Origin of the sequence: Brevibacterium sp. FME37 (assembly GCF_014897485.1) — a bacterium.
Taxonomy (GTDB): Bacteria; Actinomycetota; Actinomycetes; order Actinomycetales; family Brevibacteriaceae; genus Brevibacterium.
This window is the reverse complement of the sequence record NZ_JABUYE010000005.1, coordinates 54,622-74,269: the sequence shown is the minus strand read 5'-3', so window position 1 is coordinate 74,269 and position 19,648 is coordinate 54,622. Positions and strand designations below refer to the sequence as shown.

Annotated in this window: 16 protein-coding genes; 7 read left to right on the top strand and 9 right to left on the bottom strand. The window is 63.4% G+C overall.

Annotation, left to right across the window (positions count from 1 at the left end; genetic code table 11):
- Positions 1-6 precede the first annotated feature (6 nt).
- Positions 7-669: an SDR family oxidoreductase gene (locus tag INT29_RS07990; protein WP_096158054.1), complete on the top strand. Its 663-nt coding sequence runs from the start codon at positions 7-9 to the stop codon at positions 667-669.
- Positions 670-777: 108 nt separating this feature from the next.
- On the opposite strand, the gene hutU is transcribed toward INT29_RS07990, so the two are convergent.
- Positions 778-2,544, bottom strand: coding sequence for a urocanate hydratase (gene hutU, locus INT29_RS07985; protein ID WP_193071322.1), 1,767 nt, complete (start codon positions 2,542-2,544; stop codon positions 778-780).
- Positions 2,545-2,876: 332 nt separating this feature from the next.
- On the opposite strand from hutU, the gene INT29_RS07980 reads away from it, so the two are divergent.
- From INT29_RS07980 to INT29_RS07965, 4 genes are all read left to right on the top strand, one after another.
- Positions 2,877-4,046 carry a CaiB/BaiF CoA transferase family protein gene (locus INT29_RS07980; RefSeq protein WP_193071321.1) on the top strand — a complete coding sequence of 390 codons (1,170 nt, stop codon included), beginning with the start codon at positions 2,877-2,879 and terminating at the stop codon, positions 4,044-4,046.
- A 4-nt stretch (positions 4,047-4,050) separates the two neighbouring features.
- On the top strand, positions 4,051-5,190 hold the full coding sequence (locus INT29_RS07975; RefSeq protein ID WP_096158051.1) for an acyl-CoA dehydrogenase family protein: 1,140 nt from the start codon (positions 4,051-4,053) through the stop codon (positions 5,188-5,190).
- Positions 5,191-5,390: 200 nt separating this feature from the next.
- Positions 5,391-6,833: a purine-cytosine permease family protein gene (locus INT29_RS07970; protein WP_069599298.1), complete on the top strand. Its 1,443-nt coding sequence runs from the start codon at positions 5,391-5,393 to the stop codon at positions 6,831-6,833.
- A 392-nt stretch (positions 6,834-7,225) separates the two neighbouring features.
- Entirely contained in the window at positions 7,226-8,620 is a 1,395-nt protein-coding gene (locus tag INT29_RS07965; RefSeq protein ID WP_193071320.1) for a lipase family protein, read from the top strand.
- Between the two features lie 145 nt (positions 8,621-8,765).
- On the opposite strand, the gene INT29_RS07960 is transcribed toward INT29_RS07965, so the two are convergent.
- The 5 genes from INT29_RS07960 to INT29_RS07940 all read right to left on the bottom strand — a co-directional run bounded on the left by INT29_RS07960 (position 8,766) and on the right by INT29_RS07940 (position 15,220).
- Positions 8,766-9,506: a DUF1345 domain-containing protein gene (locus INT29_RS07960; protein WP_226823967.1), complete on the bottom strand. Its 741-nt coding sequence runs from the start codon at positions 9,504-9,506 to the stop codon at positions 8,766-8,768.
- 62 nt (positions 9,507-9,568) lie between these two features.
- On the bottom strand, positions 9,569-10,912 hold the full coding sequence (locus INT29_RS07955; RefSeq protein WP_193071319.1) for an amidase: 1,344 nt from the start codon (positions 10,910-10,912) through the stop codon (positions 9,569-9,571).
- A gap of 66 nt (positions 10,913-10,978) precedes the next feature.
- Complete coding sequence (locus INT29_RS07950; protein WP_193071318.1) at positions 10,979-12,496, bottom strand: amidase; 1,518 nt, start codon at positions 12,494-12,496, stop codon at positions 10,979-10,981.
- The gene (locus INT29_RS07945; protein ID WP_069599294.1) at positions 12,493-13,833 is read right to left on the bottom strand and encodes a M20 family metallo-hydrolase; all 1,341 of its coding nucleotides are present in this window, start codon (positions 13,831-13,833) and stop codon (positions 12,493-12,495) included. Before INT29_RS07945 ends, INT29_RS07950 begins: the two co-directional genes overlap by 4 nt.
- A gap of 67 nt (positions 13,834-13,900) precedes the next feature.
- Positions 13,901-15,220, bottom strand: coding sequence for an MFS transporter (locus INT29_RS07940; protein ID WP_226830416.1), 1,320 nt, complete (start codon positions 15,218-15,220; stop codon positions 13,901-13,903).
- Positions 15,221-15,459: 239 nt separating this feature from the next.
- On the opposite strand from INT29_RS07940, the gene INT29_RS07935 reads away from it, so the two are divergent.
- Positions 15,460-15,633 carry a hypothetical protein gene (locus INT29_RS07935; protein ID WP_096162499.1) on the top strand — a complete coding sequence of 58 codons (174 nt, stop codon included), beginning with the start codon at positions 15,460-15,462 and terminating at the stop codon, positions 15,631-15,633.
- A 66-nt stretch (positions 15,634-15,699) separates the two neighbouring features.
- On the opposite strand, the gene INT29_RS07930 is transcribed toward INT29_RS07935, so the two are convergent.
- Positions 15,700-16,620 (bottom strand): LysR family transcriptional regulator, encoded by a 921-nt coding sequence (locus INT29_RS07930; RefSeq protein WP_193071317.1) that lies wholly within the window; start codon positions 16,618-16,620, stop codon positions 15,700-15,702.
- 108 nt (positions 16,621-16,728) lie between these two features.
- Between INT29_RS07930 and lgt the strand changes: the two genes are divergently transcribed.
- Entirely contained in the window at positions 16,729-17,652 is a 924-nt protein-coding gene (lgt, locus tag INT29_RS07925) for a prolipoprotein diacylglyceryl transferase (RefSeq protein WP_096163134.1), read from the top strand.
- A 45-nt stretch (positions 17,653-17,697) separates the two neighbouring features.
- Here lgt and INT29_RS07920 read toward each other — a convergent pair whose 3' ends face one another.
- Positions 17,698-18,894: a pyridoxal phosphate-dependent aminotransferase gene (locus INT29_RS07920; RefSeq protein WP_193071316.1), complete on the bottom strand. Its 1,197-nt coding sequence runs from the start codon at positions 18,892-18,894 to the stop codon at positions 17,698-17,700.
- A gap of 139 nt (positions 18,895-19,033) precedes the next feature.
- Positions 19,034-19,597, bottom strand: a complete 564-nt coding sequence (locus INT29_RS07915) for a hypothetical protein (protein WP_193071315.1) — start codon at positions 19,595-19,597, stop codon at positions 19,034-19,036.
- Positions 19,598-19,648 lie beyond the last annotated feature (51 nt).

Here is a 19,648-nt window from a genome sequence, read left to right as displayed (position 1 = left end):
GACACCATGACCACTGACACCAACCTCGGCGGCGAACAGTCTGTCGCCGAGGCGGTGTCGAGGACAGCCGAGACATTCGGCGGGATCGACATCGTCGTCAACAACGCGAGTGCGATCGACCTGTCGAAGACGGACGATCTGGCGATGAAGAAGTTCGATCTCATGCAGTCGATCAATGCACGAGGTTCGTTCCTCCTGGCCAAGACCGCACTGCCGCACCTGCGGAAGTCCACGGCCGCTCACATCCTCACGCTCTCGCCACCGCTCAATCTCAATCCGCGGTGGGCGGGCGAATACCTCGGCTACACCATGGCCAAGTACGGAATGTCGCTCGTGACCCTGGGGCTGGCTGAGGAACTTCGCGGCGACGGGGTTGCGGCGAACAGTCTGTGGCCGAGAACGACGATCGCCACGGCCGCAGTGGCGAACCTCCTCGGCGGAGAAGAGATGGTCGCCCGCAGCCGGACGCCGGAGATCATGGCGGATGCGGCCTGGGCCGTCCTCACCAGCGACCCACGCGAGGTCACCGGCAACTTCTTCATCGACGACGAGGTGTTGGCTGGCGAGGGCATCACCGACCTCTTCGTGTATGCCCACGATGAGTCGAAGTCAGGCACGGTCGGCCATGGCCCGGACGACCTCGAGCTCGACCTCTTCCTCGATGCCTGAGGCCGCGCCGGGGCAGCTCGCTGGCGTCCGCGTTGGACAGGTCGCTGGGCACAAGTACTCACGCACGCCTTTGCAGAGTCACCTCAGCGCGGAACCACCCCGTGCTTCTCACTGCGCGGCGGACTCCTCGTCGCGCTTGTCGAGCTCCGGGATCATCGGAACGCGCATGCCGCGCTCTTCGGCGACCTCGGCGGCACGGTCATAGCCGGCGTCGACGTGGCGGATGACGCCCATGCCCGGGTCGTTCGTGAGCAGGCGGGCGAGCTTCTTCGCAGCGAGCTCGGTGCCGTCGGCCACGGAGACCTGACCGGCGTGGATGGAGCGGCCGATGCCGACTCCGCCGCCGTGGTGGATGGACACCCAGGTGGCACCCGATGAGGTGTTGACCATGGCGTTGAGCAGCGGCCAGTCGGCCACGGCGTCGGTGCCGTCGAGCATGGATTCGGTCTCACGGTAGGGGCTGGCGACCGAGCCGGAGTCGAGGTGGTCGCGGCCGATGACGATCGGGGCCGAGATCTTGCCTTCGGCGACGAGCTGGTTGAACAGCAGACCGGCCTGCTGACGCTCCTTGTACCCGAGCCAGCAGATGCGTGCCGGCAGGCCTTCGAACTCGACGTACTCGTTGGCGGCATCGAGCCAGGTGTGGAGGTGCTCGTTTTCTGGGAAGAGTTCCTTCAGAGCTTTGTCGGTGACCTCGATGTCCTTGGGATCACCGGACAGGGCGACCCAGCGGAAGGGTCCGAGTCCTTCGCAGAAGAGCGGGCGGATGTAGGCGGGGACGAAGCCGGGAAACTCGAAGGCGCGCTCGTAGCCGGCCTTGCGGGCCTCATCGCGGATCGAGTTGCCGTAGTCGAAGACCTCCGCGCCGCGATCCTGGAATTCGACCATGGCACGCACGTGCTTGGCCATGGACTCCTCGGCGCGGATGGTGAATTTCTCCGCGTCCTGCTCAGCCTCGTCATGCCAGTCATCGACGCTGACACCGATGGGCAGGTAGGACAGCGGGTCATGCGCCGAAGTCTGGTCGGTGACGATGTCGACCTCTGCAGCCTCAGGACGGTCGAGGATCATCGGCAGGATCTCAGCGGCGTTGCCGACGAGTCCCACAGACAGCGCCTGATTGTTCTTCTTGGCCTCGATGACCTTGGCGAGCGCAGTATCGAGATCGGTCTCAACCTCGTCGAGGTAGCGCTTGGACTTGCGACGATCCAGGCGGGTCTTGTCGACGTCGATGATGAGGCAGGCGCCGCCGTTGAGGGTCACGGACAGAGGCTGAGCTCCGCCCATGCCTCCGCAGCCGCCGGTGATGGTCAGGGTTCCGGCCAGGGTGCCGTTATAGCGTTTGCGGGCGATGGCACCGAAGGTCTCATAGGTACCCTGCAGGATGCCCTGCGTGGCGATGTAGATCCAGGACCCGGCTGTCATCTGGCCGTACATCATCAGGCCCTCGGCCTCGAGTTCACGGAAGTGCTCCCAATTGGCCCAGTCGCCGACGAGGTTGGAGTTGGCGATGAGCACCCGTGGTGCCCATTCGTGGGTGCGCATGACACCGACGGGCTTGCCCGACTGGACGAGGAGAGTCTCATCGTCCTCGAGGTCATCAAGGGTGCGCACGATCGCGTCGTAGGCCTCCCAGGAGCGAGCCGCGCGACCGGTGCCGCCGTAGACGACGAGGTCTTCGGGACGCTCGGCAACCTCGGGGTCGAGGTTGTTCATGAGCATGCGCTTAGGAGCTTCGGTCTGCCAGGACTTGGCGGTGATCTGCGTGCCACGGTCGGCGCGGATCACGCGTGAGGGGTCATGCTGGGTGAACGACGGCTTCGTCGCTGCGGTGCTCGAGTTGGAGGTGCCCGAGGTTTCGGAGACGCTGGTCATGTGACTCTCCTTCTTCATTCTGTCTGACGGAGCGGAACGATTCTCATGTTCGGATCATGGCGAGCGGGAACCAGTCCCCCTCATTGTCATCGCTGACTACACATCCCATTCTGTCCCCTGCGCGGAAAAGCGATAGTGGCCTGGATCAAGTTCTGTCCGACATTTCGGACAGCGTTGTCGGCGTGCCTCAACTCTGAGTCTCGCCAGCCATGGTCTATGCCTCCACAGCACTGGGTAGTCGACTGGCGACTCCACAGACAATCCGACACCTCGGACGAAACTCGAGGTGAGAGCGTTGTATTCCTCTGTCTTCCCCGCAGAGGATGAAGAGCATGAACGCAACGAAGCAACTACTCTCCGGGGTCAGAGTCGCGGACTTCTCGCGCGTGCTGGCCGGACCTTACGCCACGGCCATGCTCGCCGATCAGGGCGCAGAGGTGTTCAAGATCGAGATGCCAGGGCACGGGGACGACTCCCGCCACCTGGGGCCCTTCACGGAGACTGGCTCGACCTATTTCACCTCGCTCAACAGAGGAAAACGCTCCATCGAGGTCGATCTCAAGGCCCCGGAGCAGCGGGCGAACCTCCTTGCTTTCATCCGCACCTGCGATGTCGTCGTCGAGAACTTCCGGCCGGGAGTCGCGGCCAAGCTGGGTCTGTCCTTTGAGGACATCAAAGCAGTCAAACCCGACATTGTCTACGCCTCGATCTCCGGCTTCGGCCAGACCGGCGCCCAGGCGAAACGACCCGCCTACGACACCGTCATCCAGGCCCTCAGCGGTCTCATGTCGGCCACCGGATTCCCCGACGGGTCCCCCACCCGGGTGGGTGAGTCCATCGCCGATGTCTCTGCCGGAGTCTTTGCCGCCTTCGGCGTCTCGAGCGCCCTCTTCCATCGGCAGATCACGGACGAAGGCGCCCACATCGACATTCCGATGCTCGACGTCATGCTGGCCATGCAGCCGACGAACACCGCCATCCACGCAGCGGGCTCGGCACCGGACCGCGTCGGCAACCGCCATCCGATCTCCGCTCCCTTCGACACCTACCAGGCTGCTGACGGTCTTGTCGTCATCGCCGTCGCCAACGACAAGCTCTTCGCCGTCCTCTCGGCCACGCTCGGCAAGCCCGGACTCGTCCTCGACTCGCGTTTCGCCACCGATTCCGACCGTTCGGACAACGATGACGCCCTGCGCGCCGAGATCGAGGAGTTCACCACCGGTCACACGGTGGCCGAGCTGTGCGCGATCTTCGACGCGGCAGGAGTTCCCAACTCTCCCGTCCTCAACTTCGCCGAGGCGGTCAACGGACCGATCACCGACGGCCGCGGACTCACCACCACCGATGCCCGCACCTGTCATACGCACCTGCGCCACCCCCTCCTCGTCGACGGTGTCAGGCCGACATCCGCGCTTCCGGTGCCCCACCTCGGCGAGCACAATGACGAGCTGAGCGCAGAACGAACTGACGCACCCCGTTCAGCAGAACCGACGAAGGAGTAGGACCATGGGATTCGACATCAGCGCGGACGAGCAGGAACTCGTCGCCGCCGTCACACAGATCAGCAGGGACGTGCTCGCCCCGCAGGCCGCGGCCGCGGATGCGAACGAACGCGTCTCGGACACAACATTGCAGACCCTCGCCGAGGTGGGGGTCCTCGGTCTCAACCTGCCCGAGGAATTCGGTGGGCCCGGCGTCGGGTCCGTGGCGATGAGTCAGATGGTCGCCGCAGTCACCGAGGCGTGCGCCTCGACGGCGTCGATCATCACCGCACAGTTCCTCGCCACCGACTCGATCCTGCTCGGCGGCACCGATACCCAGCGCGAGAACTGGCTGCCCAGGGCCGCCGCCGGTGAGATCATCGGTTCCTTCGGACTGACCGAACCGGGGGCGGGATCCAACCCTGCCGAGATGTCGACGAAGGCGACGAAGGTCGATGGCGGGTGGCATCTCAAGGGCACCAAGTGCTTCATCACGAACGCCGGATTCGCCGACTTCATCGTCGTCTACGCAAAGACTGATGTCGAGGCCGGGCACAAGGGAATCAGTGCATTCATCGTCGACACCAAGGCCGCCTCGGCGGGGCTGGATTTCAATCCTCCGGAGAAGACCATGGGTCTGCGCGGCAGCCCGGTCTACGAATTCGTCATCGACACGATCGTGCCCGATGACGCACTGCTGGGCGTCGAGGGCGAAGGCTTCACCACGGCCATGCGCGTCCTCGACCGGGGCCGCATCGAGGTCGCGGCAATGAGCCTGGGCATCGGCAAGGCCGCCCTCGACGCAGCCGTGGCCTGGGCCGGCGAGCGCAGGATCAGCGGCAAGCCCCTCAACCGACTGCAGGGCATCGCCTTCAAACTTGCGGACATGTACACGAAGTACCGTTCGGCCTGGCTGCTGACGATGGACGCAGCAGAGCAGAGGGACGCCGAGGTGGACTTCACCCGGTCATCTGCCACCGCCAAGCTCGCCGCTTCCGAAGCTGCCGCGTTCATCGCCGACGAAGCGCTGCAGATCCACGGCGGCTACGGCTTCACCAGGGACTTCCCGCTCGAACGCTACGTCCGTGACGCCCGCATCTATCGGATCTACGAGGGTTCCTCGGAGATCCAGCGCACGATCATCGCCCGGTCACTGTCGAACTGAACCCGCCGAAACAGACCCGAAACCTGCATCGGAATACGATCAGTTCGGGGTTCAAGGGTGATCGATTCGCCCGTGAACCCCACTATTCATTCCACGACCGCGATGATCCGATATGTCGGACAGTTTGTGTGACTCAGGTCTCGTATCGCTCTGATTTCGGGTGTTGACTGGGTCTGATTCATCATTCTAAGGAGAAACCCATGGCGAGCTCATCCAATTCGGGGATCGAGAAACGATCCATCGAAATGGTGCCTGACAATGAACGTCACGGCACCGCACGTTCCCAGTTCACGCTGTGGTTCGGCGCCAATACCCAGATCACCGCCATCGTCGACGGAGCACTCGCCGTCGTCTTCGGTGCCGATGCGCTGTGGGCCATCATCGGCCTGCTCATCGGCAACATCATCGGCGGAATCGTCATGGCCCTCCACTCCGCGCAGGGCCCACAACTGGGTCTGCCGCAGATGATCTCCTCCAGAGCTCAGTTCGGCATCATCGGGGCAATCATTCCGCTGGTGCTCGTCGTGCTCATGTACATCGGCTTCGCCTCGACCGGTGCAGTACTCTCCGGCCAGGCCGTCAACCTCATCATCGGCGTCGATACGCCGGCAGTGGGCATCGTCATCTTCGGCGCGCTGACCGCTGCGGTCGCCCTGCTGGGCTACAAGTACATCCACGTGCTCGGCCGGATCTCCTCAGTCACGGGCCTGCTCGGGTTCCTCTTCATCACCTACTGCGTGTTCACCAAGGTCGACGTTCCCGGACTGATCTCCAACTCGTCCTTCGCGTTTCCAGCATTCCTGTCAGCGATCGCGCTGTCTGTGGGCTGGCAGCTGACCTACGGCCCTTACGTCGCCGACTACTCGCGCTACCTGCCGCGCTCGACCCCGGCGTCGAAGACCTTCTGGTTCACCTTCGGCGGCTCGGTCATCGGGTCACAGTGGTCCATGACTTTGGGCGCCCTCATCGGCGCTGCCGCAATGACCGAGACCGGAAACTCATTCGTCGAGAACCAGGTCGGCTTCGTCGGTGACATCGTCGGCGGAGGCGTCTACGCGCTCCTCATCTTCATCGTCATCCTGCTGGGCAAGCTCACCGTCAACACGCTCAACGCCTACGGTGCGTTCATGTGCACGCTGACGATCCTCACCTCTTTCGGGGAGAAGACGAACATCCGTCGCTGGACGCGTGCGGTCTTCGTCATCGGCATCGTCACCCTGACCGTGCTTGTGGCGCTGTTGGCGTCGGAGGACTTCCTCGCGAACTTCAAGAACTTCGTCCTCGCCCTGCTCATGGTCTTCACTCCATGGAGCATCATCAACCTCACCGACTTCTACCTGATCTCAAAGGACCGCTTCGACATCCCCGCCTTCTACGACCTCAAGGGTCGCTACGGCAAGTGGAACTGGCGAGCCTTGGTGGCCTATGGAGTCGGTGTCGTTGTGCAGATTCCGTTCCTCGCCCAGTCCTTCTACACCGGACCCATGGTCGAGAAGCTCGGCGGCGCAGATATCTCGTGGATCGTCGGCATCGTGGTGACATTCCTCCTCTACTTCTTCATGCTCCGCAACCGCAGCGTTGCCCCTTCGGAGACCATCTACCCGGATGTGGAGGCACTGGACGCCCAGCGCAGCCGAGGCTAAAGCTGGAGTCACCGCAGCAGCGGGAACATCGCGAGTGCATGCGGAAAATGCACATTTCAAGTCAGGCTGAGTAGGTTGCAACCTACTCAGCCTGACTTGAAATGTCTGCCGACAGGAATCACCCGGCGACTGGCCCACCTGCACATTCGCGCTTCTCGATTGACCGATAAGAAATGTTACTGATAAGTTCTACCCTCGAGTAGGATTGTGATGTCTGTCACCATACAGGCCTTGCATCAGAGACGATCGGAAGGACGGGCACACTTGTCCCGTCGGTCGGCGACACCACAACTGTTCGCGCATTCTCAATGCCGAGACACATGACAGAACAGGACCAGACACATATGGGCACGTCCCGTCATAGAACGCTTCCACACGCACGACGCTTCGCAATGCTGAGCGCTGCCACCATCACCGGGCTGACACTCGCACTTGGCACAGTGTCGGCACCCGCCCAGGCACAATCTTTGGTCCCGCAGAGCGAAGACGAAGCCAAGAGCATGATCGAGGACAGGCAGGCCGAAGACTCGGACTCCCTGAACAGAAGCAATGTCCCAGAGAGCGTCAGCGTCGAGGATGCGAAGGCAGCCGTCGACAAGTCGGATGAGATCTCCACTGCTGATGTCGAGTACGCAGCAGCGCTCGAAGACCTTCCCGACTCCGGCGTCCCCGAGGACTTCTACCAGACGCCGGACCAGTTGCCGGAGGAGAACGGCGGCGTGGTCAAGCAGACGCCGTCGAAGTTCTACGTCGATCCCATCAAGCTCATTGAGCACAATGCGAAGTCCACGACGTATATGTACAAGACCACCGACGAAAAGGGCACAGCACGAGCGGCCACTGCCACGCTGCTGACCCCGGAAGGTGCGGAGGGCGACGCGAAAGACGCTGTCGTCATCTCACCTGGCACGCAGGGCATCGCCGATAAATGCGCTCCCAGCCAGCAGATGGCAATGGGCACCGAATACGAGGGCATCTCCGTGACCTCTGCGTTGGCGGCGAAGCGTCCGGTTCTCGTCGTCGACTATGTCGGGCTCGGCACCGAAGGCGCACACAGCTACCTCAACCGCGTGGAGGAAGGTCGATCCGTCCTCGATGCGGCCAAGGCGGTTCAGAACGTCGAAGGCAGCACCATCAATGAAGACACGAAGCTTCAGCTGCGCGGCTACTCGCAGGGCGGACATGCCACGACCGCGGCATTGGAACTCGCGGATGACTGGGCGCCAGACCTCAGCCTCGCCTCCGCCTCGGCGGGTGCCGTTCCGACGGACCTCTACAAGACGGTCTCCGGCCTCTCCAGCATGCAGACAGGACTCCTGCTCTACGGAGTCTCCTCGTTCGCCGATCAGGCAGATGTCGACCTGACTGAATTCCTCAATCAGGAAGGCCTGGACAGAGTCGAAAGCGCCTCCAACCAGTGCACGATCGAAGCAGTCCTGTCGAACGCCTTCCTCGACACGAGCACTCTGACGAAGGACGGAAGTTCATTCCAGGACCTCGTCCAAGAGAAGTTCATGGATGTTGCCGATAAGCAGCGGTTGGGAGATGCCGAGATCCCAGACATCCCGGTCCTCGTCAACCACAGCCGCCTCGATGACGTCGTGCCCTTCGAACTGGGCAAAGAACTGGCCTCGAAATGGTGCGACGCCGGCCACAAGGTTGCGTTCGAGGGCAATCTCGGCCCGACGCACATCGGCGGCTACATCGCCTCGCTGCCTCGCGTCGAGTTGTTTACGAATCGCACCTTCGACGGCAAGGCACCCGTTGACAGCTGCTGGAGATTGTGAGGACAGCACAATGAGCTGACCCTCAAGACCAACACCATGAAGTGCGGTGCCGCCTGTTCACTAAGCAGGCGGCACCGCACTTTTCGTTGTGCGCTGCACTTTTCGTGGGGCACCGCCTCGCCTGACCGCGCCGGTCAGACACTCCTCAGATCTTGAGGTAGGACAGGAACATCGACACCAGCGTCGCCACGACGACCGAGTTGAAGACGAAGGCGACAATGACATTGCTGCGCACCATCTTCCATCCCTCGCGGGTGATTGCTCGCCCTGGCAGAGCTGCCGTCATCGTCGAGGACAGCACCGCGAACGTCAGATAGTCACCGAATGCCCGCTCTTCCGGCATGTCGAACTCGAGTTGCCTGGCACCGAGGCTTCCCCCTCCGCCGAGGTCGAGTCGCATGAACTCCAGAGCAAACGAGTACACCATGACCGACCACGAAGCGACCACGTTCGCCAGCCCGAGAATCACGGATAGGACGATGCTCCCGTCCGAGCCCATGGTGACGAGGTAGATGTTGAGCACGATCGCGACGTACGCAGCCAAAGTCGCCCATGACACGGCCCCGCCGTTGCTGAAGTATCGCGACCACCAGCGCCGCTTGCGAGCCAGCGCCCAGCGCGAGTGCACTATGAGCTCGGTTTCGTCGAGCTCGTGCAGCCCGGCGTGAGTCCACAGCAGATAGATCAGCGCGAAGATCGGCCATGCGAAGAGGAAAATCGCGATGAGCTTTTCAACGACATCCCCCAGCTGCCCTGCCTCCGCACCGAGCGGGTTGAAGTCGAGGCCCAGGACGAGCACGAGGCCGACGACCAGGGCTGGCACCATCGCCACGTTCGCCCGCATATCGTCGGTGATCGTGATCATCTGGCTGTGCGTGGGCCTCATGACGGGGCGGCTCCGCTTCGTTCGTGGCTGCTGAATTTGTCTTCAGCGTAGCCGAGACCCGATCAGAGCCTAGAGACGAACTCGAGCAGTCTCTCGTCACTGCGCGGTGGGCCGACGATCTGCACCGACTCGGGTTTCGCCGGCTTGGCCGACCCAGGTGAGTTGGCCCCAGCTGCCATGCGGCTCTGGGCCTCCCCCACGGTTGCTCCGATCGGCAACGTCACTGCCGGCCACCCGAGAACGTTGAAAGGCAAGGAGTAGCGCATGAATTTCGCGGCAGACTCCGGTCCGAGCTCATCCCACGCAGCCACTTCACCGTCCATGGCAGGCGTGATGATGAAGTCAACGTCGTCGAAGAACGATTCGGCGGTAGCCCGAAGTTCTTCCAAGGAAGCCACATTGGACTGATACTCGGCCTCGGTGATGTTCTGGCCCGATAGGATCTTCGCCCAGACGCCTGGCTGGTATTGCTCGCCCTGGTCATCCAGGAACTGCTTGTGCAGAACATAGGCTTCATAGCGGCGCACAATGTCATAGAAGTCGATCCCCCGCTCAATGAGCTCCGTCAGATAATCGACGTTCGCCGAGGTGGTCGTTGCCTTCCCCGATCCACTGAGATGTTCGCTCGCCCACGCTCGTACCCCCGCGGCCGATTCGTCTGCCGCGTTGAGTAGGCTCAGGTCGATCCTCGGCGTCTCTGCAGGTGAGGAGACTGCAGGACTTGCATCCGCCCCATTCCCAGAGATCACCCTGAAGGCTGCGGTGAGCAGCGGCAGGTCTCGTGCGAACAGGCCCACCGTGTCGAAGGACGGCGACAGTGGGAAGACCCCTTCGGCCGAGACTGTGCCGAAGGTCGGTTTGAACCCGATGACGCCCTGACAGGCGGCGGGCACTCTCACGGAACCTGCGGTGTCAGTTCCCAGCGCCAACGGCACCACTCCGGCAGCAACGAGAGCTGCCGACCCCGAGCTTGACCCACCGGTGCACAGCGCGGGGTCAACCGGGTTGATGACTCGCCCGAAAGCACTCTCATCACCGAGGATGCCGTAGGAGTACTCCTGACAGTTCGTCTTCACCACCGGCAGCGCACCGGCGCGCTCCAAGAGACTCACCACCGGAGCCGATGCACTCGGGTCGGGTCCACTGCTGACGTTCGACCCCATCGTCGTGGGGAATCCAGCCACATCGATGACGTCCTTGACCGCGAAGGGAATGCCCTCGAGAGCTCGTGCTTCTTCACCGGCAGCGGCACGCTCCGCTGACTTCTTCTCAAGGGTGCGTGCGCGATCGCCCATCACCGAGGTGACGGCATTGAGGTCTCGACCGATTCCTTCGACTGCAGCCAGTGTCTGTTCGAGGCTCTGCATTGAACCCTGCTCCCCTTGCGCTCCGTTGGTTTCGCCCACGCTCCTCATCGTGCCAGAAGGCTGAGCGACGTGTCAGACGACATGCTGCTCAGCCGTGGCAAGCAATCACCCCGGTGCGATCCCCGTCCACGGCACCAGCTGCTCGACTGCAGCGGCGACGTCGAAGGCCGTGCGGTCGTCGAAGGGATGGGCGATGACCTGTAGGCCCGTCGGGATTCCGCAGTCGGCCATGCCGGAGGGCACGTTGACGATCGGCACCCGGTTGCAGATGTTGAAGGGCATCGTCATGTGCGACTGCCAATAGTGCTCGAGCCGCACTCCCCCGCCGTCGCCGCCAGCGCCATTACCAGCACCGACTTCTTCCCGGCCCACACCGTTCGAGTCGATCGTGATCCCGTCGAGGTAGCTGGCATCGGCTTCGAGTCCTGCCACCGCCGAGGTGGGGGCCAGGAGGACATCGAATCTCTCCATTGCGGTCGCAAGTTCCGCCTGGATCTGCGCCTCAGCGGCCAGCCCTTCGTAGAACGTATGACGGCTGGCGACCGCCTCGGCGTCGGCCATGATCTGGAGCGTGTAGTCGGCCAGCGTGTCCTCGTGCCCGCGCGTCGCGGCCCGCATCGCGGGGGCGAGGATATTGCCGAAGTGCGTGAACGCGGTTTCGAAGATCCGCTCCGCCGTCCACGGCAGTTCGACCTCTTCGACAATTGCCCCCGCAGCCTCGAGCGCCGAGGCGACCGCCCGGGTATTGGCGATGATGTCCTCACCGACGGGGAAGTCACCCAGGCGCAGGCAGAGAGCGATCCGCTTCCCCTTCAACCCTTCGACCACCTCGGCGGAGGTGGCATCGAAGCCGTCGAGGAAACCGGGTGAGGTGATGGTGGCGTGGTCGCTGGGATCGACGCCGACCATCACCCGGGCAAGCAGAGCGGTGTCGGCGACGGTGCGCGCCATCGGTCCGTCCCCGCGGTACCAGTCGGCGGCCAAGGGCTGGACGCCGGGAATCCGACCATAGGGTGCCTTGAATCCGACGGTGCCGGTGAACGCGGCGGGCAGCCGGGTCGATCCGGCGATGTCCGAGGCTGTGGCCAGGGGCGCGAAGCCCGCCGCCAGCGCCGCGCCCGAGCCGCCCGAGGACCCGCCGGGTGAGAGTTCAGGGTTCCACGGATTGCGGGTCACGCCCCACATCGGGGAATGGGTGACCGTCGCGCAGCTGAGTTCCGGCGAGGTCGCTCGGGCATGGACGAACCCTCCGGCTGCGCGGATGCGGGCGATGATCGCCCCGTCTGCTCCGGCCACGGTGTCGCGTTCGTGGATGAGCCCCTGGCTCAGCGTCCGCCCGGCGATCGCGTGCTTCTCCTTGGCGATCACGGGCAGGCCGAGCAATGGCCGGGTGGCGGCCGCCTCGGTGAGCTCATCATTCGATGCGTGTGCGTAGAAGCCTTCGGCCTCCCTCGCCGAGGTGACCGCCTCCTCCACGACCTCCGTGACCGCATTGATGCGCTCGTCCTCGGACGTGATCCTTCCGATCTGGGAGGTGAGGTATTCGACCGGGGAGAGTTCCGTCGACCGAAACTTCGTCAGTGCCTCGCTCGCGGACAGTGCCCAGGGTTCGCTGTTGGTCATGCGCGTGCCTCGGCGACGGATTTCCCGACCCACACTTCACCCTCGCGGTCCTCACTGAGTTCACCGTTGACCAACTCCGTGGCGACGTTGGTGAGGACACCGAGGCCGCGGATCATGTCCTCGTCCGTAGTGAACTCGCGTTCGCAGTGGGAGACGCCGTCGACGCTGGGCACGAACATCATCACGGCGGGCACCCTGTGGTTCATGGCCACAGAGTCGTGGCCGGCCATGGTCTCGAGGCGACGGATCGACAGCCCCTCATTGGCCACGGCCTTCTCAGCCAGCTCGACACCGGTCTCCGGGAAATAGAGCTTGCCGCGGACGTCGAAGTCCTCAACCTTAATCGTGATGTCATGCTCCAGGGCGATGCTCGCGATCTGCTGGTGCAGGGTATCCCGGGCGGCCTTGACGATGTCCGGATCGGAGGACCGGAGGTCGGCGACCATGTGCACGCGGCGGGGGACGACGATGGGTGAGTTGGGTTCGACGACGTGCTGGCCGACCGAGGACACGAGTGCTTCGTCGGCGAACTCGTTGACCACGTCGGCGACGGCGAGGACGATCTTTGCGCCTGCGACGAGGGCGTCGTGGCGATCGGCCATGGCGGTGGCGCCGGTGTGGGACTGTTCGCCGAGGACGTCGATGTCGAGCTTCTGCGTGTACCAGCTGGATTCGACGACGCCGATGTTCGTGGCCTCACGCTCGAGTATGCGGCCCTGTTCGATGTGGATCTCCGCGTAAGAGATCGCCTCGGGTGGGGCGTCGGTGCCGTTGTAGCCGATTGCGGCGAGCGCCTCGGCGACTGACGTGCCTTCGAGGTCTTGGACGGCGAGCATCTCGTCGAGGTCGAAGAGTCCGGCGTAGACGGAGCTGCCCATGATGGACGGGGCGAAGCGTCCGCCTTCCTCGTTGAACCAGTTGACCACGGCGATATTGAATCGGGGCTTCTGCCCGGATTCGGCGACGTTCTCTTTGACCCGCAGGGCTGCGAAGAGGGCTGCGATGACTCCGTAGGCACCGTCGAAGCGACCGCCCAGAGGCTGGGAGTCCAGGTGTGAACCGATGAGGACGTAGGGGGCGTCGGGGACGAGTTCGAGGCAGGCGAACATGTTGCCGATCGCATCCACGCGAACCTCGAAGCCGTTGCCTTCGGCCCAGCCGCGCATCCAGTCACGGCTCTGCTTGTCCTCGAGAGTCAGTGCCTGCCGGTCGACGCCGTCGTTGTCGGTGGCGCCGAATGTGGCGACGTGGTGGAAGTAGGTGAGGAAGGCAGCGTCGCTGGACGCTGCCGCAGACGATGAGGCTGCGGTCGAAGTTCCGGGGGATGCTGTGGTCATGGTGCGTCTCTTTCTCTTGCGAGTCTGGTGCTGAAGTGGGATTCGGATCGCCGAGGTGGCCCGGCGGTCACCCCAGCCGGCCCCGGGTCTCGGGGAGGCGGGTGACGAAGATGAGGACGAGGACGATCACCGCGCAGATGGTCATGTAGAACCCTGGTGCGGTGTTGACGCCGGTGATGTCGACGAGCCAGGTGCCGACGAACGGAGCGGTTCCGCCGAGGATGGCGTAGGAGATGTTGTAGCTGATCGCTGCCGAGGTGAAACGGGTCTTCGTGGAGAAGCGCTCACAGAAGAAGGTGTAGCAGCCTCCGCCGTAGCAGCACAGGGAGATGACGAAGATCGTCTGTCCGAGGAACGCCAGGCCCATGTTGCCGCTGGTGACCAGGCCGAATGCGGGGATCGATGTGATGGCCAGGAGGATGGAGCCGGCGATGAGCATGGGTTTGCGTCCGACTCTGTCGCCGATGGCTCCGGCGATGGGAAGGAAGATCGTGTAACTGGCCATGGCGATGGCATTCGTCAGCAGTGATTGTTCGCGGGTGAGGTCGCCGGTGGTCTGGATGTAGGTGACGAAGTAGGCCGAGAGCATGTAGAAGCCCAGGGCGGTGAGTCCGAGGACGAAGAAGACCTGAAGCATGCCCACCGAGTTCTCGCGGAAGGAGTCGCGGATCGGGCTGAACTCCTTGGGGCGTTCGGCCGCGGTCTTCTTGAACAGATCGGACTCGTCGGTGCGCGAGCGGATCCAGAGACCGACGGCCGAGAGCGGCAGAGCCAAGAGGAAGGGAATGCGCCAGCCCCAGGAGTCGAAGGACGCGTCGCTCATCACAGTCGAGAGCAGCAGAATGAGGCCGCCGGCGAAGACAGAGGGCAGAGCAGTGGCGGCCAGGGTGATGTTGATCCACAGTCCGCGCTTGCCCACCGGTGCGTGCTCGTAGACGAAGGAGGGTCCGCCGACCGATTCGCCGCCAGCGGAGAAGCCCTGGCCCAGTCGGGCGAGGATGAGCAGGATGGGCGCGAACCAGCCGATCTGGTCGAAGCCCGGCAGAATGCCGATCAGCGCGGTGCAGATGCCGACGAGGAAGATCGTGACGGTCAGAGTCTTGCGCCTGCCCACCTTGTCGCCGAGGGCACCGAAGAACAGTCCGCCCAGGGGCCGCATGACGAAGGCGACGCCGAAGGTGGCGAAGATGACGAGCAGGCCGGTGACCCGGTCGCCGTCGGGGAAGAAGTACTCGGAGAGGATGACGGCCGAGAGCCCGTAGAGCGTGAAGTCGTAGAACTCGACGAACTGGCCGATGCTGCCGCCGACGAGCACCTTCTTCTGCATGCTCGTGGTCTTGCCGGACTGTTTCGGTTGTGTCGTGGGGGTCGCAGGTGTCGCGGACATAGAAGCTCCCTTGCCTAGTCCTCAGGTGTGGGAACCATTGTTGCCCGGCTTCGTGCATCAGTCCAACAGATACTTTTTAACCTGGCCATAGATCTACTTGATGAGCCGTAAGTCCAGTTGTTGAGTGGCGCGGGTATGCGCCCGAGCACGGTGCCGTGCGAGACTGCTCGCAGGCTCAAACTCGCAGTCACACAACTGCGCGAGGCCCCATACCCACAGACCACTCAAGGAGACGAACTATGTGCCGAGCAGTCACCTGCACTACCTGCGGCAAGACGACCTGGGACGGATGCGGACTCCACATCGACTCCGTCAAACGCGAGGTTCCTGCACAGCAGTGGTGCGGCGGACATGATCCGGAACCCGAGCAGAAGGGCAACCTCGTCCAGAGGCTATTCGGACTCGGAAACTGACCCCAGAGACTCGGTCCCGGAGCCGTCCACCTCGGGCCGGCTGACTAGCCCGGGCCTGCCGTCGGCCTACTGCTCCGCGGGTCCCAGGATCTCCCTGGTCAATTCGCTGAACGCACGCGCTCGTCGGCTCAGACGTACCTCTTTGGGCCACACCATGGACAGGTCGATGCTCGGGAAATCGTCGAGCAGCGGCACATCGACGGTCATCGACCCGATGTACGTTCCCGAGGACACGCTCTGGCTCAGCAGCGAGTATCCGTGGCCCATCGCGACGAATGATCGGACGGTCTCATAGCCGGCGAAGCTGTGCCGCACCTTCGGCACGATGCCGGCGATGCGAAAGAGCTCATCGTAGTACTGCCGGGAGAACGGCAGATCGAGCTGGATGTAGTCTTCGTCGGCGAGTTCACTCAGATGGATCGGACGCGGTCCTTCCGCTCCCCCGCCGAGGTGGTGGTTGAGTGAGACGAGTGCGTGAGGTTTGACGACGTCGATGAGGAACGAGTCGAACCGGTCGGTCAGCCCCAGCGTGTACGTCAGCGGAATGTCGCAGAATCCGGCGATGACCGCGGTCTGGAGTTCGTGGAGGTCGGCCTCGAAGTAGTTGACCCGCACATCGGGGTAGCGTTTCTCGAACTCGGCGTGGATGAGCGGCAGCCGGGTCGGAGCAATCGGTGAGAACACCCCGACCGTGAGATTCCCGCTCAGCGACTGCGCCAGCCCGTGGGCGGTCTCGCCGAGGGCATCGGAGGATTCGAGGAATGGATTGACCTCGAAGAGGAAACGTCTGCCTGCAGGTGAAAGGACCACGGAGCGGTTCTTCTGCCGGATGAACAGGTCGATGCCCAGGGTCCGCTCGAGCTGAGCCATGGCCGTTGAGATCGCCGACTGGGTGACGTTGAGATGCTTGGCCGCCTCGGTCATATTCTCCCTGCGGGCAACCTCCTGGAAGTACCGCAGTTGAACGAGGGTGAAGTCGAGTGCCATAGGTGTCATCATCTCACTCGACGGTGCTGGCACCCCTCAACCGGTGGACGAAGCTGCGCACGGCTGCTGGAATGTCTATTCAGGGGGTCGAGGAAATAGACTGGCACCGTGCTTGCCAATCCAGCGGTCGACGACCTGCCCACGCTGCCCCACGATGTTCTGGCCTCTATTCCCAGCCCGAGCGTCTCCAGCTTCTCGCTGGGCCCCCTGACGATTCACTTCTATGCGCTGTGCATCCTCGCGGGAATCGTCATCGCCATCGTGTTGACCAATCACCGTCTGACCAAGCGCGGAGTCGAGGAATGGCAGGTCCTCGACATTGCGACCCTGGCCGTCCCGATGGCCATCATCGGGGCCAGGATCTACCACGTCATCACCCACTACACGGACTACTTCGGCCCTGGTCGCAATCCGTGGAATCCCTTTGAGCCCGGCTCTGTGTGGGCGATCTGGGAGGGCGGAATCGCCATCTTCGGCTCACTCATCGGCGGCACCCTGGGCGCGCTGATCATGTGCCGCCGGCTCAACATCAAACTCTCCGCACTTCTCGACGCCATCGCCCCGGGACTGATCCTCGCCCAGGCCTGCGGTCGCTTCGGCAACTGGTTCAATCAGGAGCTCTTCGGCCAACCGACCACACTTCCCTGGGGCCTGGAGATCGACCCGAACAATCCGGCTTTCCCTCCCGGGCTGCCTGTCGACACCCTCTTCCACCCGACGTTCCTCTACGAGGTCATCTGGAACAGCCTCGGCGCCCTGGTCCTGCTGTGGTTGGGCCGCCACCTGTTCTTCCAGTGGGGACGCCTCTTCGGCATGTACCTCGTCTGGTACGGCGCCGGACGCATCGTCTGGGAGTCCATTCGCCTCGACCCCAGCTTCGTCGTCCTCGGCCTGCGCACCAATGTGTGGGCAGCGATTGGCGCGGTTGCTCTCGGAATCGCCATCATCGTCGTTCAGAAGATGCGGCACCCCGAGCCGGAGAAGTCACCGTTCATCAATGATCGGAAACCTGAGCCCGAACCCGCCGACTAATCAGCTCGACCGGCCAACTGGCTCGACCGGCGGCGACCAGCTGGCTCAGCCCTGCGTGACCCAGTCACGTAGGCGCCCCAGACCTTCATTGATCTCGTCGACGCCGATGCCCGAGTAGGCCAGACGGATGTAACTGCGGTCCTCCCACTCCTGCTTCCGGCCGAAGTGTTCGCGGGTGCAGAAGGAGACTCCCGTGTTGTGGAGTGCCGCGGTGGAGAACTCACCCAGCGTGGCAATCCCCATGGCCGCCATCGCCTCGGTGACATCGGGGAAGACGTAGAACGTTGAGCCAGGCGTTGCCACGCTCATGCCCGGAATCGAGTTGACGATCGAGCATGTGGCGTCCCGACGCTTGCGCAGCACCTCGAGCATCTTCCCTACGCCGTCCTGCGGTCCCTGCAATGCGGCGATGCCTGCCCACTGGACGTAATGGGTGGTGCACGATTCGTCGTTGGTGTTCAACGTCGACATCACCTCGGCGATCTCACGCGGTGCGACAGCACAGCCCAAGCGGGACCCGGTCATCGCGAACTTCTTGCTGAACGTGTAGAGGATGACGGTGCGCTCGCGCATGCCGGGAAGCGCGGCGATGGACTTCGACTTCCCCTTGTAGCGCATCTCGAAGTAGGCCTCATCGGAGAGCACCCACAGGTCGAACTCCTGGGCGATCTGGGCAATCGCCTCGCGTTCGGCGTCGGTGGATTCGGCCGAGATCGGGTTCTGCAGGTCGTTGTAGATGATGGCGACGGTCTGGTCGTCGATCGAGGCCCGCAGGTGGTCGAGGTCGATGGCGAATCCGTCGCCGGTGGGCACGTACCGGTAGGGCAGGGCAGTGCCGCCGAGGTATTCGATCTGGGATTCGTAGATCGGGAAGCCGGGGCTGGGGTAGAGCACGCCCTCGCCAGGATCCATGACGGTTTGGAGGAACTTCGTGATGACCGGCTTGCCACCTGTGGTCACGACCACCTCGGCGGGGTCGATGCTCATCCCACGTCGGGAGCCGATGTCATCGGCCAGTGCTGCGCGCAGTTCCGGGATCCCCGGGCCCGGGCAGTAGCCGGTCTTGCCGTCCTTGATCGCCTTGTCCATGGCCTCGACGATGTGGGGTGCCATGGGGAAATTGAGATCGCCGAGGTGGAACGGATAGACCACATTGCCGCGGGCCTTCCAGTCGGCGGCGTCCTGGGCAACCCGAAACGAGGTCTCGGTGCCGAGGTTCTCCAAGCGGCGAGCAGTCTTCATTGTCGGCTCCTTCAATCAGATCACTGACGGTGTGGAAGTCTGCGGATCTGCATTCCCGGTTCCCGTCGATTCCCTCACGATAGAACACTGTGGTGTCGAATGTCAGTGGTGCCCGGCTGTCAGTTCGCAGCCAGCGCGCTCAGCTCACAGCAAGAGCGTCGCGACCGGCCATCAGGCACCATAGTCCGATACTCAAGAACACCGGTGCGCCGAGCAGACCACACCAGAAACTCGGTGCGGCGATATCTCGCGGCAGAAGAAACGCCACAACCGCGACCACGGTCAGCAGCGCCGCGGCGAGGTGGAGGACGGGCTGGGCGAAGACCATGGCGAGCGCGAAGAAATGGATGCCGACGATCGCGAAGATCAGCGGCGCAGCCCAGTCCGAGTGCCCCGAACGGATGGCGAGGAAGCCGAGCACCCCGCCGACGATGATCTCAGCCCAGACGATGACGATGTAGACGGTGAAGGTCGTGGTTCCGGTGGCGATCGCCGTCGCTTCGTCCCAGTGTCGGATCGACAGCAGGATGCTGGGCACCATCAAGGCGAGTCCGCACACGGAGAGTGCGCCGAGGACGACACGGAAGACGGCGCGACCCGGCGGGCCCTCCTGCGCCCATCCTGACCAGATGAACGCCGCGAGTCCGAACACCGCGCCGATCATCACGAGGTCCCGCGGAAAAGCCTGGTCGATCATCATCATTGACCCTTTCGCCCCAGTCGACTTGCCTGCCAGTCTAACCAGAGTCGTCTT

What these genes read in the sequence shown, in the direction of transcription:
- INT29_RS07990 (WP_096158054.1), top strand. Translation starts at nt 7, where the DNA reads ATGACCACTGACACCAACCTCGGCGGCGAACAGTCTGTCGCCGAGGCG.
- hutU (WP_193071322.1), bottom strand. Translation starts at nt 2,544, where the DNA reads ATGACCAGCGTCTCCGAAACCTCGGGCACCTCCAACTCGAGCACCGCA.
- INT29_RS07980 (WP_193071321.1), top strand. Translation starts at nt 2,877, where the DNA reads ATGAACGCAACGAAGCAACTACTCTCCGGGGTCAGAGTCGCGGACTTC.
- INT29_RS07975 (WP_096158051.1), top strand. Translation starts at nt 4,051, where the DNA reads ATGGGATTCGACATCAGCGCGGACGAGCAGGAACTCGTCGCCGCCGTC.
- INT29_RS07970 (WP_069599298.1), top strand. Translation starts at nt 5,391, where the DNA reads ATGGCGAGCTCATCCAATTCGGGGATCGAGAAACGATCCATCGAAATG.
- INT29_RS07965 (WP_193071320.1), top strand. Translation starts at nt 7,226, where the DNA reads ATGCTGAGCGCTGCCACCATCACCGGGCTGACACTCGCACTTGGCACA.
- INT29_RS07960 (WP_226823967.1), bottom strand. Translation starts at nt 9,506, where the DNA reads ATGAGGCCCACGCACAGCCAGATGATCACGATCACCGACGATATGCGG.
- INT29_RS07950 (WP_193071318.1), bottom strand. Translation starts at nt 12,496, where the DNA reads ATGACCAACAGCGAACCCTGGGCACTGTCCGCGAGCGAGGCACTGACG.
- INT29_RS07945 (WP_069599294.1), bottom strand. Translation starts at nt 13,833, where the DNA reads ATGACCACAGCATCCCCCGGAACTTCGACCGCAGCCTCATCGTCTGCG.
- INT29_RS07940 (WP_226830416.1), bottom strand. Translation starts at nt 15,220, where the DNA reads ATGTCCGCGACACCTGCGACCCCCACGACACAACCGAAACAGTCCGGC.
- INT29_RS07935 (WP_096162499.1), top strand. Translation starts at nt 15,460, where the DNA reads ATGTGCCGAGCAGTCACCTGCACTACCTGCGGCAAGACGACCTGGGAC.
- INT29_RS07930 (WP_193071317.1), bottom strand. Translation starts at nt 16,620, where the DNA reads ATGGCACTCGACTTCACCCTCGTTCAACTGCGGTACTTCCAGGAGGTT.
- INT29_RS07920 (WP_193071316.1), bottom strand. Translation starts at nt 18,894, where the DNA reads ATGAAGACTGCTCGCCGCTTGGAGAACCTCGGCACCGAGACCTCGTTT.
- INT29_RS07915 (WP_193071315.1), bottom strand. Translation starts at nt 19,597, where the DNA reads ATGATGATGATCGACCAGGCTTTTCCGCGGGACCTCGTGATGATCGGC.